Annotated in this window: 8 protein-coding genes and 1 tRNA gene; 5 read left to right on the forward strand and 4 right to left on the reverse strand. The window is 63.1% G+C overall.

The genetic code is table 11. The features are described 5' to 3' along the window. Nucleotides 1-15: 15 nt before the first annotated feature. From D3M59_RS11570 to D3M59_RS11590, 5 genes are all read left to right on the forward strand, one after another. Nucleotides 16-1,215 (forward strand): BaiN/RdsA family NAD(P)/FAD-dependent oxidoreductase, encoded by a 1,200-nt coding sequence (locus D3M59_RS11570; RefSeq protein ID WP_119533901.1) that lies wholly within the window; start codon nucleotides 16-18, stop codon nucleotides 1,213-1,215. Nucleotides 1,216-1,363: 148 nt separating this feature from the next. Continuing rightward, nucleotides 1,364-3,661 carry a glycosyltransferase family 4 protein gene (locus tag D3M59_RS11575; RefSeq protein WP_233543248.1) on the forward strand — a complete coding sequence of 766 codons (2,298 nt, stop codon included), beginning with the start codon at nucleotides 1,364-1,366 and terminating at the stop codon, nucleotides 3,659-3,661. Between the two features lie 6 nt (nucleotides 3,662-3,667). Beyond that, nucleotides 3,668-4,951 (forward strand): glycoside hydrolase family 130 protein, encoded by a 1,284-nt coding sequence (locus D3M59_RS11580; RefSeq protein WP_119533839.1) that lies wholly within the window; start codon nucleotides 3,668-3,670, stop codon nucleotides 4,949-4,951. Between the two features lie 7 nt (nucleotides 4,952-4,958). Continuing rightward, nucleotides 4,959-5,747 carry a class I mannose-6-phosphate isomerase gene (locus tag D3M59_RS11585; RefSeq protein ID WP_119533840.1) on the forward strand — a complete coding sequence of 263 codons (789 nt, stop codon included), beginning with the start codon at nucleotides 4,959-4,961 and terminating at the stop codon, nucleotides 5,745-5,747. Nucleotides 5,748-5,749: 2 nt separating this feature from the next. Further along, a complete protein-coding gene (locus D3M59_RS11590; protein WP_119533841.1) occupies nucleotides 5,750-6,925 on the forward strand; it encodes an acetyl-CoA C-acetyltransferase in 1,176 nt (391 codons plus the stop codon). A gap of 2 nt (nucleotides 6,926-6,927) precedes the next feature. On the opposite strand, the gene D3M59_RS11595 is transcribed toward D3M59_RS11590, so the two are convergent. The 4 genes from D3M59_RS11595 to D3M59_RS11605 form a co-directional block, all read right to left on the reverse strand. After that, nucleotides 6,928-10,371 carry an error-prone DNA polymerase gene (locus D3M59_RS11595; protein WP_119533842.1) on the reverse strand — a complete coding sequence of 1,148 codons (3,444 nt, stop codon included), beginning with the start codon at nucleotides 10,369-10,371 and terminating at the stop codon, nucleotides 6,928-6,930. After that, the gene (locus D3M59_RS11600) at nucleotides 10,368-11,921 is read right to left on the reverse strand and encodes a Y-family DNA polymerase (protein WP_267896966.1); all 1,554 of its coding nucleotides are present in this window, start codon (nucleotides 11,919-11,921) and stop codon (nucleotides 10,368-10,370) included. The genes D3M59_RS11595 and D3M59_RS11600 overlap by 4 nt, the downstream gene beginning before the upstream one ends. Beyond that, a complete protein-coding gene (locus D3M59_RS12290) occupies nucleotides 11,830-12,594 on the reverse strand; it encodes an ImuA family protein (protein ID WP_233543250.1) in 765 nt (254 codons plus the stop codon). The genes D3M59_RS11600 and D3M59_RS12290 overlap by 92 nt, the downstream gene beginning before the upstream one ends. A gap of 79 nt (nucleotides 12,595-12,673) precedes the next feature. After that, nucleotides 12,674-12,764: transfer RNA gene (locus tag D3M59_RS11605), tRNA-Ser, on the reverse strand. Between the last annotated feature and the right edge of the window lie 69 nt (nucleotides 12,765-12,833).

Genomic DNA, 12,833 nt, shown 5'->3' on the forward strand with positions numbered 1-12,833 from the left:
GCAGCGCTTGACCGGATGCCGCGCGCCGTATCTTGCAGCGCCGTGCAACGATTCGATGTCATCATACTAGGCGCCGGGGCCGCCGGCATGATGGCCGCGCGCGTGGCGGGAAAGCGAGGCCGACGCGTGCTGTTGGTCGATCATGCGGACGAGCCGGGCAAGAAAATCCTGATCTCCGGCGGTGGACGGTGCAACTTCACCAATCTTTACGCTGCACCGGACCGTTATATCTCGGCCAACCCGCATTTCATGAAGTCCGCACTGGCCCGCTATACGCAGTACGACTTCCTCGACCTGGTCGAACGACACGGGATCGCTTGGCACGAGAAAACGCTCGGCCAGCTCTTTTGCGACGGGTCCGCGCGGCAAATCGTCGACCTTTTGTGGAAGGAGTGCAGCGAAGCCGCCGTAGAGCTGTGGCTGGGCCACCCGGCGACTGTCGAACGAAATGGGGCTGCCTTTAGCATCCGCTGTAACGACCGCTCCGCGGAGGCCCCTGCTCTGATTCTCGCTACTGGTGGCCCGTCTATCCCGAAAATGGGCGCAACCGGTTTTGTCTATGCACTGGCCAAGTCGATGGGGCTGAAACTGGTCGAGCCGCGCCCGGCGCTCGTGCCCCTAACCCTGTCTGGCGACGAAGCGCTGTTCCGGACACTGTCGGGCGTCGCGACTGAGGTCGTCGCTCATGCCGGACAGAGTCCCTCCTTCCGGGAGGCTGCCCTGTTCACGCATCGCGGCCTGTCGGGTCCGGCTATTCTGCAGGTTTCCAGCTACTGGCGGAACGGTGAGCCGGTCTTCATTGATTTCCTGCCAGACTCCCGGAGCGGCTGGCTGGCGGCGACGAAACGCGATGACCCCCGCCAGTCGATCTTGCGACTGCTGGAGCAATCGCTGCCGTCACGCTTGGCCGCGGCCCTGGCAGAGCGGCTCAATATCTCTGGGGCGGTGGGAGGGATCACCGACCGCACGTTGGCGTTGGCCGAGGAGACACTTCACCGCTGGGCATTCCGGCCGAACGGCAGCGAAGGCTATGCCAAGGCGGAAGTCACCGTCGGCGGTATCTCAAGCGACGAGTTGTCCTCCCGCACAATGGAGTGCAAAAAGATCCCGGGTCTATTTATTATCGGCGAGGCTGTGGACGTCACCGGCTGGCTCGGCGGCTATAATTTCCAATGGGCCTGGTCGAGCGCGGTTGCGGCGGGAGAGGTCGCCTAGGCAAACGCGGCGACCCGATTTCGCATCGCGGCGAATTTTTTTGTGCAGATGCGAAACGGTGTGCAACCCATGGTATGATGGGAGCGTTGAGGAAACGGGGTGAGTCCCGATCTGGCGGACACCCCCCTGTTCCCATGGAGGCCGAGGCGTGACGCTCGACATCGACATCTTGCAGCCCATTGCGGACGATCCACCATCGCCCGGCAGGCAGTCTTGCCCTATCAGGCATCTGGCACTCATCGGCAACGCCTTGCCTCGCAAATGCGGCCTGGCAACGTTTACTACCCACGTCGCCGATGCGCTTCGCGACCGATACCCGGCCTTGGTCCTCGACCATTACGCCATGGACGACGGGTCAGGCGTCACGTACGCCTGTGATATCCGGACTATCGCCGCAACCGATGCTGCCGCGCACCGATCAAGCGCTGCGAAAATCGACGCCAGCGGAGCAGAGGCTATTTGGCTTCAGCATGAGTTTGGCATTTTTGGCGGTCCTGCCGGTTCACATATCCTCGAATTGCTGGAGGCGTCGCGGCTGCCGCTGATCATTACCTTGCACACGGTGACCGACACTCCCTCTGACGAGGAAGACGTCGTTTTGCGTCGGCTCCTGGCTCGCGCCGAAGCGGTGATCGTGATGGCCAGCCGAGGCGCCGAGATATTGCGGCGGCGATATAGCGTCGATCCCCGCCGCATGCACATCATCCCGCATGGGGTGCCCGATCGTCCGCTCTGCCGGCCGGACGATATGAAGGAACGCTTTGGCTGGGCCGGCAGCAAGGTGCTGATGACCTTTGGCTTGCTCGCTCCGGACAAGGGCATTCGGCACATGATCGAGGCAATGCCGGCGATCCTCGCCAAACACCCGGACGCAACTTATGCCGTCGTCGGCGCGACCCATCCCAACCTCGTCCGGCACGAGGGCGAAGCCCATCGGCGATCTTTGGAGGATCGGGCCGTTGAGCTGGGCATCGCCGACCGGCTGATCTTCGTCGATGCCTTTGTTGAGCAGGAACAGCTGCTCGACATGCTGCAGGCGAGCGACGTCTACATCACGCCCTATCTCAACATGAACCAAGTGACATCCGGCACGCTCAGCTACGCCGTGGCGGTCGGGAAGCCGGTCGTATCGACTCCCTATGTCCATGCCCGCGAAATCTTGGCTGACGATCATGGCGTGCTGGTGCCGCCGGCCGATCCGAAAGCACTGGCCACTGCCGTGACAGCCCTACTCGATGACGATGAGCGCCGCGCGGCGCTTTCCCGTGCTGCCTATGGGCGCGGTAGGACGATGCTATGGCCAAAGGTCGTCGAGCGAGCACTCGCACCATTGGCGGTTCGCCGCCGGCCAGAAGGCGTTAAAGCACCGGCCTCACCCTCCCCATCCCTACTTCCGCTCAATGCGATCACGCGAATGACCGATCCGGTCGGCATGGCGCAGCACGCGCGGCTTGCGGTACCGGACCGCGATCACGGCTATTGCATCGATGACAACGCGCGGGCGCTAATGGTGATGGTGGGCCGGAACGACGACGAGGCGCGTTCGCTTGCCTTCACCTATGCGGCGTTCGTCCAGCATGGCTGGAACAGGGATATTGGCCGATTTCGCAACTTCATGTCCTACGATCGCCGATGGCTCGAGCCAGAGGGGTCTGAGGACAGCAACGGGCGGACGCTGTGGGCACTCGGCTTTGCTACAAAGGCTGATGACCCCGGAATCCGAAGCTGGGCCCGTCATTTGTTCGAGGAAAGCGCGCCGCATCTGGCTGCGCTTCATTCACCGCGAGCGGCAGCAATCTCTGCCCTTGGTGCTGCGGAGTTCAGCGAGCATCCGCTAGCGGCGCCGCTTATGCGCCATTCCGCAGAGCAACTGACGAAGCTTCATGGCCAGGCTTCGCGCGCGGGCTGGGACTGGTTCGAACCCGTGCTCGCCTATGATAACGCCCGACTTCCTGAAGCGCTGATCCGGTCCGGGCAAGCGCTCGGCGATTCACGACCGGTTGAACTTGGGCTGCGCACGCTCGAATGGCTCATCGGCAGGCAGACCGGCCCGCGCAGCAAGTTCCGGCCGATTGGGTCGAACGGTTTTGGGCGGCCTTACCAGCCGCCGCTGGCCTTCGACCAGCAACCGCTGGAAGCGGCCGCAACGATCGCGGCCGCATCAGCTGCCTTCGAGGCAACGGGCGAAAGGCGCTGGCATGACGTCGCGCGACAGGTCTTCGGTTGGTTCTTTGGCGACAATGACGCAGGCGTGCCGATTGCCGACCCGTCCGACGGAAGCTGTTGCGACGGACTGATGGCAACCGGCATCAATCGCAATCAGGGGGCGGAATCGATCCTTTCGCTTCATCTGGCGGCACAGTCGATGCAGCGCTTTGGAAAGCCCGTCCGGGGTGGACAGGACGACGCCATGGACGCAGAAGCGAGGCCACTCGCGCTCCATTAAAGGCCCATGATCCAGTCCAAGCTTCATCCGCTCCGGCTCAAAGCGGACCCTTCGCGTGTCGTCGTTCGCCCCTTTCACTTGGCTTGGCAGGGTACCAAGTCCGAGCCGGGACGTGCCCAGCGGCTGGTGACGGCGGTTCTTTCGCTCAACGATCGTGAGGTTGGTCAGCAGCTGGGCACCGTCATGCGGGATTTCGAGCGACGCCATTGGCAGACCCGCAAAGTGTTCCTTCGCCGCTTCGACCAAATTTGCGAGATGCTCGACCTTTCCCTCGAAGGGATCGGGGATAAGCGCAAGCAGCTCATCGGCGCCTATTTCTGTCACGAATATAGCTACGCTGCCGCGGCGCTGATGAACCCCAGCGTTGTGCCGCATCCCGACCAGAGCGGACTGGATCCGACTACAGTGCGGATCATCATGTCGCTTCGCGCCGTGGGCGAAGGGCACATCAGTTCAATCGCTTTTCGCGAGGGGCTGGTCGGTGCCAACGGTGCGTTCGAGCTCCAGCCAGAACCCCCCTTCGCGACGGCGGTCGATGCACCGCACCTCGACTGCGCCCAATGCGATGGACCCATCACCGTTTATCGGCAAGAAGACACCAATCCTTCGGGAATGGTGATCTTTCCCGTGACGCCCGCGCAAGCAAACGGGCTTGAAGATCTGCGGCTAACTCATTTCACTCACGATGACGGACGGCAGGAATATATCGGCACTTACACTGCCTATTCCGGCCGGGACATCCGCTCGGAACTGATGCGGACCGCAAACTTCCGCGAAATCGACCTCATCCCAATGGCCGGCGATGCGGCCCGCAACAAGGGCATGGCCCTTTTCCCGCGGAAGATCGGCGGCCAATACATGATGGTCGGCCGGCAGGACGGACAGAACCTCTTCCTCCTCCGCTCCGACGACCTTGCGCGTTGGGACGGCGGCGAGCTGCTGATGACGCCCAAATATGCGTGGGAGTTCATCCAGATCGGCAATTGCGGCGCTCCGATCGAAATCGACGAGGGTTGGCTGGTCCTGACGCACGGCGTCGGAGCAATGAGGCAATATTCGATCGGTGCAATCCTGCTCGACCATGACGATCCGTCCAAGATCATCGGGCGTACCCGGCATCCGGTACTTCAAGCGGAGGACGATGACCGCAACGGTTATGTGCCAAATGTCGTATACACCTGCGGTGCGATGCGGGTCGGCGCCCAATTGTTCATGCCCTATGGCATTTCGGACAGCTCGATCGGATTTGCCTTCCTTCCCCTAAAGGAACTCGTCGCCGCGATGGAGTAAAGATAGCGTGCTGAAGCTGACGACCCGAATTGTCGACAAGCCTTGGGGGCGGTGTGGAATCGATCCGCGCTTCGCGGTCGATCCAGATCGTCAGGTTGGCGAAATCTGGTTCGAGCCGCCCGTCGGAATGATGCTCGATGTCATGGCGAAGTATCTGTTTACTACCGAGCGCCTGTCGATCCAGGTGCACCCTGATGACAAACTCGCCCGCGAGCGCGGCTATCCGCGTGGCAAGGACGAGTGCTGGATCGTCTTGGACGTAGCCGCCGACGCGGAACTGGGGATCGGCACGGTTCGTGACGTCCCGGCAAAAGAGTTGATGGCAGCTGCTCGAGATGGCTCGATCGTCGATCTCATGGACTGGCGCCAGCCGAAGCGCGGCGACTTCATCTATAATCCGGCCGGGACGGTGCACGCATTGGGACCCGGCCTGACCGTGCTTGAAATCCAGCAGGCGGTCGATCTGACCTATCGGCTTTACGACTATGGCCGCCCGCGCGAGCTTCATCTGGAAGAGGCTGCCCATGCCGTCCACGCCCGGCCTCACAGCCACCCGCTCGACCACCACCTGGCCGACGAAAGCGTGGTGCTGGTCGACGGTCCTCATTTCGGAGTGGCCTGGTGCGTCAACGCACCGCCTCCGCTTCCCCAAGGCGTTCGCGACGCGCAAGTGTTGCCCATCGACCTACCCGTAAATGATCTCGCGGCGGGCGAATGCGGGCTGGTCGAGGATCCTTCAAACCTTGCCAGCGACGGTCGATTTGTCCTCGCCTGGTCCATCCCCCACGGAGACTGAGCATGGCCGAGGCCTACATAGTGGAAGCTTTGCGGACGGCGGGCGGTCGTCGTGGCGGCGCATTACGCGATTGGCATCCCGCCGACCTTGGCGCGGCAGTGCTCAACGCCTTGGTCGAGAACAGCGGCATCGACCCGGCAGCCATCGAGGATGTGATCGTCGGCTGCGTCAGCCAGGTCGGCGAACAAAGCTTCCACATCGGCCGGAACATGGTGATGGCCTCTAAACTGCCCGATACCGTCCCTGCCGTAAGCATTGACCGCCAATGCGGGAGCTCTCAGCAAGCGCTGCACTTCGCGGCTCAGGCCGTGATGAGTGGGACCCAGGACGTGGTGATCGCCGCGGGCGTCGAAAGCATGACGCGCGTGCCGATGGGAACGCCGGTTATTCTGCCAATGCAGGCGGGCATCGGCATCGGGCCTTGGCCCACGTCGATCAAGGAACGCTACGGCGTCAACGAGTTCAGCCAGTTCACCGGCGCCGAGATGGTGGCGCGTAAGTATGGGTTTGACCGCGAAGAGTTGGACCGCTTCGCCCTGTCCAGCCATCGCAAGGCTGCCGCGGCCGCAGATGGCGGCGCCTTCGATCGCGAAGTCGTCATCATCGAGGGTGTCGACAAGGAAGGCAATGCGCGCCGCCACGACCGCGACGAAGGCATTCGCGCGGATGCCAGCCTGGAGGCGCTTGGCGGCCTCAAAAGCATATCCGCCGATGGTGTCATTACCGCTGGCAATGCCAGTCAGGTGTGCGACGGCGCATCTGGCGTGCTGGTTGTGTCGGAGCGCGCTCTGAAAGAGCATGGCCTGACTCCGCTGGCGAGGATCGACAATCTCACCGTTACGGCGGGCGATCCGGTGATCATGCTGGACGAGCCGATCAGGGCGACGCGGCGCGCGCTCGAGCGGTCGGGCCGCAAGCTCGACGATATTGATCTGTACGAGGTGAACGAGGCGTTCGCCCCGGTCCCGCTTGCGTGGCTGAAGGAAGTGGGCGGCAACCCTGAGCGCCTTAACGTCAACGGTGGAGCGATCGCGCTCGGCCATCCGCTTGGCGCTAGCGGCACGAAGCTGATGGCGACGCTTGTTCACGCAATCCGCGCGCGGGGTAAGCGCTATGGCCTGCAAACGATGTGCGAGGGCGGCGGCATCGCCAATGTGACGGTTATCGAGGCGCTTTAAGCCTAATGGAAATCACGCGACTTAGGCAGGATCCGCACATTGCGCGGGTGCGGATGATGCTGCCCCTGGTGGCTGTGGCCGCGAGGATGCTGCGGCCGCCAGAATTCGTCGGCGCGTGATAGCGGGATCGTCGGCTTGTCGGCCTGCGAAAGGCGGTCGAGTTCAGTCGTCCGGTCGATGATCCGGCTGGCCATCAGGTGAACAATCCCCTCCTTACTACGCTGGACTACTCCCTCGATCATCATCAGGCGCGATCCCATCACTGCCCGTCGCTGCTTTTCGAAATCGCTTGCCCAAAGGAGGATGTTGGTGACCCCCGTCTCATCCTCGATGGTCATAAAGACGGCATTGCCCTTGCCCGGCCGTTGGCGCACCAGCACCACGCCCGCAGTCCGGACACGTTTCCCGTTTTTTGCTGCCGACGTTTCCGCGCAGCTTAACACCCCTTCCGACCGAAACAGGTCGCGCAGGAAGCACATGGGATGCCCTTTCAAGGAAAGGCGAAGCGTCTGGTAATCGGCTACCACCTGCTCGTTGAGCGGCATCGCAGGGAGCATTGCATCAGGCTCAGCGGCCAGTTCCTCCGCATCGGCTGCCGCGAACAAGGGAAGTTGCTCGCCCGGCATCCGCCGCGCTTCCCACAACGCCTCGCGCCGTCCTAAGCCGACCGATCGGCAGGCATCGGCTGACGCCAGCAACCGAAGCGCCGGCCGGGACAGAGATGCCCGCCGCGCTAAATCTTCCAGGTCGCGGAACGGCCCCTCCTGCCGCGCCGCGCATAACGCTTCCGCCCAAGCCGAACGAAACCCGTCCATCTGACGGAAACCCAGCCGCACCGCGTGGCTGCCATCCTCGCATTTTTCCAGCGTGCAGTCCCAGTCGCTGGTATTGATGTCCACGTGGCGCACCTCGACGCCGTGCTCGATCGCGTCGCGCACCAGTTGCGCCGGGGCGTAAAAACCCATCGGCTGCGAATTGAGGATACCGGCTGCAAACACCGCCGGATGATGGCATTTAATCCACGACGACACGTAGACCAGCCGGGCGAAGGACAGGGCATGGCTTTCGGGAAATCCGTAGCTGCCAAACCCCTCGATCTGCTTGTAGCATCGCTCGGCGAAGTCGCGCTCGTAACCGCGCCCGATCATCCCCTCGACCAGCTTTTCCTTGAACGCATCCATGCCGCCGACATGGCGGAAGGTTGCCATCGCACGGCGCAACCGGTTCGCTTCATTAGGTGTGAAATCGGCGGCGACGATGGCCAGTCTCATTGCCTGTTCCTGGAATAGGGGAACGCCAAAGGTCTTACCCAGCAGCTTTCTCAATTCGTTCGGATCATGGGGCGGCTTGGGCGATGGAAATTCGACCGGATCAACGCCCGCTCGCCGGCGCAAATAGGGATGGACCATGTCCCCCTCGATCGGGCCTGGCCGGACGATCGCCACCTGCACCGTTAGGTCATAAAGCGTCCGGGGCTTGAGCCTCGGCAGCATGTTGATCTGCGCCCGGCTTTCGACCTGGAACACGCCAATGCTGTCGCCCTTGCACAGCATGTCGAACACTGCCTCATCGGCGGCGTCGATATCCACTTCCAGCGTGTGATCGCCGAGATCATGCTTACGCATCAGGTCGAAGCATTTCTGGATGCAGGTCAGCATCCCCAGCGCCAGCACGTCGACCTTCATCAGGCCCAAGGCATCGATGTCGTCCTTGTCCCATTCGATGAACGTGCGGTTCTCCATCGCCGCATGATGAAGAGGCACCGTTTCGTCGAGCCGATCCTCGGTCAGCACATAGCCGCCCACATGTTGCGACAGGTGACGAGGGAAAGGCGATCCCAGCAGTTGGCGGCAAAGAGCCCGCATCCGCACGATCTGCGGATTGGCGAGGTCGAACCCGGCCTCGGAAATCCGCTCGTCGCCCAAGTCTCCCGACCAGCTTCCCCAAACGGTTGAGGCAATGCGCGCGGACACGTCTTCACTCAGGCCCAGCGCCTTGGCCACTTCCCTGACCGTGCTTCGTGACCGGTAATGGATGACGGTTGCCGCGATCCCTGCCCGGTGCCGCCCATAGCGGCTATAGATATACTGCATCACCTCTTCGCGCCGCTCATGCTCGAAATCGACATCGATGTCGGGCGGCTCGTCGCGTTCCTCGGAGATGAAGCGCGAGAAAAGCAGGTCATGCTTCATCGGGTCGATCGAGGTGACGCCGAGCAGGAAGCAAACCGCCGAATTGGCCGCGGAGCCACGGCCTTGGCAGAGGATCGGTGGCGTGCACTCTTCCCGTGCAAACCTGACCAGGTCGTGCACGGTCAGGAAATAATATGCGTAGCGTCGCTCGCGGATCAGTTCGAGTTCCTCCTCGATCAGCTTGACCAGCTGTTCGGGAAGGACCGGTCCATGACGCTTGTGCGCCGCCTCCCAAGCCAGGTGCGCTAACCAGCCATCGGCGTCCCAGCCCTCCGGCACAGGCTCGTGCGGATATTCGTAGCGCAGCTGGTCGAGCGTGAAGTCGATCATGTCGAGCAGCCGCTGAGTCTGGGCGATCGCATCGGGATGGGCCGAGAACAGCTTGGCCATTTCCAGCGGGGACTTCAGGTGTCGCTCGCCGTTCGCCTCCAGCTTCCGGCCCGCGGCATGGATCGTCGTTCCCTCACGGATACAGGTGAGGATATCGTGCAGGGGCCGCTGCGCGCTTTCCGCATAGAGCGCATCGTTGGTAGCCAGCAATGGTACGCCTGCCTCCTGCGCCGTCCCGGCCAGCCGGGCCGCGCGCCGCGCATCGGCGCCCTGTCGGGGCATGGAAAGGCCTAGCCACACTCGGCCGGGCGCGATCCGCGTCAACCTGTCCAGGGTATCGAACAAGGTACGCGGGCTGACCTCGACCAGACGGGGTCCGGTCCCCGGATCGGACCGGTCGAACTCAACCGGACTTCGATGCGTCTCCTGCTCCACCGCGCTGGAGGTCGGCATGACGATCAGCGCCAGTTCCTGGTGAAAGGCGGCAAGGTCATCGAACCGTAGGATGCAGTTTCCCTTGATCGCCCGCAAATTGCCAACGGTCAGCAGCCGCGTCAGTCGGCCCCAGCCGCGCCGGCTTGTCGGATAGGCGACGATGTCCGGGGTGCCGTCGATGAACACCAGTCGCGCACCCACAACCAACTTTAGGTCGGTCTGGAACAGCGCCTGTTCCTCGGACTTCAACTTGGCGGGGCGGCTACTCCTCGTTCGCTCCTCGCTGATCTTCTCTTGGGCGCGAACCGGTCCTTCGCGCAGCGCCACCCAGGCGCGGACCACGCCAGCAACCGTGTTGCGGTCGGCGATGCCGATGCCAGTCAAGCCCAGCTGGATCGCGCGTGCTATCATGTCGGCCGGATGCGAAGCGCCGCGAAGGAAGCTGTAATTGGTCGCCGCGACCAGTTCTGCGAAGGCTGGCGCGCTCACGCAAACAGACCATGCAGGTACCAGCCGGGCTTGTTTTTCTCCTCATAGAGACCGTGACGGAATATCCAGAAGCGCCGCCCGCGCGCATCTTCTACCCGATAATAATCTCGGGTCAGGCCTGGCCGGTCGACGGCGCCGTCCTTGCGCCGCCACCATTCGCTAGCGATTCGCTCAGGGCCTTCGAAAAGGCGGATATAGTGGAAGCCTTGCCGCCACTTGAATCGGTGCGGCGGGCCGTCCGGGACTTCGGCCATTACTTCGATTGGCTGAGGCGGATCGAACAGATGCAAGGGGCGCGACGGCGGTTCACCGGCCTCCGACACTTGCCACGCGGCGGGCTTCATGTCTTCCACCGCGGGCAGGGCAATCTGCGCCTGTTCGGGAATATGGGTATCGACCGGTGCCAAGCGACGCACGCGGTCGCGGCCAAGACGGGTGGTAAGACGGTCAATTAGTGCCGCCATCTGCATCTCGCTGATCGATCCGCCTTCCAGTTTCAACTGGGCCGCGGCCAGCGGTTCGATGACCGGTACGTCGATCCGGATGACGTCGAAGCCAAAGCCGGGATCGATTGGATCGCTCAACCCTTCGACCCGCTCGCGAATTAGGCGGACGACGCTGTTCGCGTCGCGAACCGGTCGGCCGGTCTCGACCGACAGGGTTCGCGTCATCCCGTCACTACGGAAAAATGTCGCATCGAATCGGCGCCCACCGATATCCCGGCGTCCCATCTCCTCGCCCACTTCGGCGACCAGTTCGGACAGGACGGACAAGGCGTATTCTGTGTGCGCGACTGGTTCGGCAAATCGGCGCTCGGCCGTCACCGGCGCGGGTGGCCTGATCGGAACAATCGGCCGTTCGACCTCGCCCAGCAGGTGCCGCAACCGCTCGACCCCCTCGCCGCTGAACCGCGCGGCAAGCCCCGACATTGGCCGCACCGCCATGTCGCCGACCGTTTTCAAACCTGCGCGGAGCAAGGCTTGTGTCGCTTCCTCGCCCAGTTCCAGCGCGGTGATGCCAAGGGAGCGGATGGCCTTGCATTCGTCGCCTCCCTGCCATGGGTTGCGGGCCAGGGCACGCGCCGCCGCCGATGTGTTACCTGCCGCGATCCGGACCGTCATTCCAGTTGCCCGCAGTCGCCGCCCGGTATCCTCCGCCAGACCCTCCTCGCCGCCGAACAAATGGGAACAGCCGCTGATGTCCATGACCAGCCCGTCCGGCGGATCGAGCGCAACCATCGGCGTGTAGCGCAGGCAGGCTTCCGCCAACCGCTCCAGCCAGCGCCGGTCGGCCGCAGGATCATGATCAAACACCGCAAGTTCGGGCACGCGCGCCCGTGCATCAGCCAGGGAAAGCCCGCTCGACAATCCTAGCCGTCCTGCGCTGGGGTCGAGCGCAACCAGCCGCATTGAGCCCTTAATTTTGCCGGTGAGCGCGAACGGTTGTTTGGGCGCAAAATCAGGCGGCGGCTGACGTCGCAGCCGATCCGCGGGAAGAACGGGAAACCAGATCGCCAGATAGCGCCGGGTCCCGGAAGATGGATTGGTCACGGTTCCACTCCAAATGCCAGCGCATTCCGGCGGGACCGGAGCGGCGGCGCAGCAATTCGATTTCGAAGGCCGGAAGCCCCGCCTCACCAGCCGATCTGGCAGCACGGACCGCCCAGCGGGTTTCCGCCGCGCTCGGCGAAGGTTTGGCATCGGCGCGAAGCATGATCACCGTCGTTCCCGACCGTTCCGCTGCCAGCGCCAGGCGGCGGCTGGCAGTCAGGTCTAGCGCTGGGCATTTGCCCCAGCATTCGACCACCAGCACCGGTAATCCCGAGCATCGCGCCGCATCCGCTGCCCCTCGCAACAGCGCAACCGCATCGGGTGCCATCGCAAGAATCAGCCGGTTCGGATCGCTGCCCAGTTCAGCTACGCCCGGCGCGTAAATATCACCCGACCGCCGCCGGGCATCATCGCAGCGAAGCCAGAGCAGGGGTGCCTCTGTTTCAGTTGCCCGGATCGCCAGCATCGTCGCAAACCCGGCCGCGCTCGCGCAATCTCCTACGTCCAGCGCGAAGAATTCATGAAGCCGCGCACGGGCGAATCCACCCTCTAACATCGCATCCAGCTCTTCGTGCCCAGTCGAAAAGCGGCCATCCGGACGGTTGCGGTCTTCCCTCGCGATTCCCGCGATACGCCGCCTTACCCGGGCAAGATGATCCACCGACTCGCGCATATCTGTTCTTGTTATGTTCTAATTGCGGCCAGCAGGCAGCGCGAGTCAAGCGATGGGAAACAGAGGAGATCATGAAAAATGGCGGAGCGGGAGGGATTCGAACCCTCGATACGGTTTTGCCGTATACTCACTTTCCAGGCGAGCGCCTTCGACCACTCGGCCACCGCTCCGCATATCGCTGGAAGGCCGGACCTCTAGGCAAGCTGGAGCGATTGGGCAAGCTTGCCGCTTGGGGCCTT

The organism is Sphingomonas edaphi, assembly GCF_003583725.1.
GTDB lineage: Bacteria > Pseudomonadota > Alphaproteobacteria > Sphingomonadales > Sphingomonadaceae > Sphingomicrobium > Sphingomicrobium edaphi.

What these genes read in the sequence shown, in the direction of transcription:
- D3M59_RS11570 (WP_119533901.1), top strand. Translation starts at nt 16, where the DNA reads ATGCCGCGCGCCGTATCTTGCAGCGCCGTGCAACGATTCGATGTCATC.
- D3M59_RS11580 (WP_119533839.1), top strand. Translation starts at nt 3,668, where the DNA reads ATGATCCAGTCCAAGCTTCATCCGCTCCGGCTCAAAGCGGACCCTTCG.
- D3M59_RS11590 (WP_119533841.1), top strand. Translation starts at nt 5,750, where the DNA reads ATGGCCGAGGCCTACATAGTGGAAGCTTTGCGGACGGCGGGCGGTCGT.
- D3M59_RS12290 (WP_233543250.1), bottom strand. Translation starts at nt 12,594, where the DNA reads ATGCGCGAGTCGGTGGATCATCTTGCCCGGGTAAGGCGGCGTATCGCG.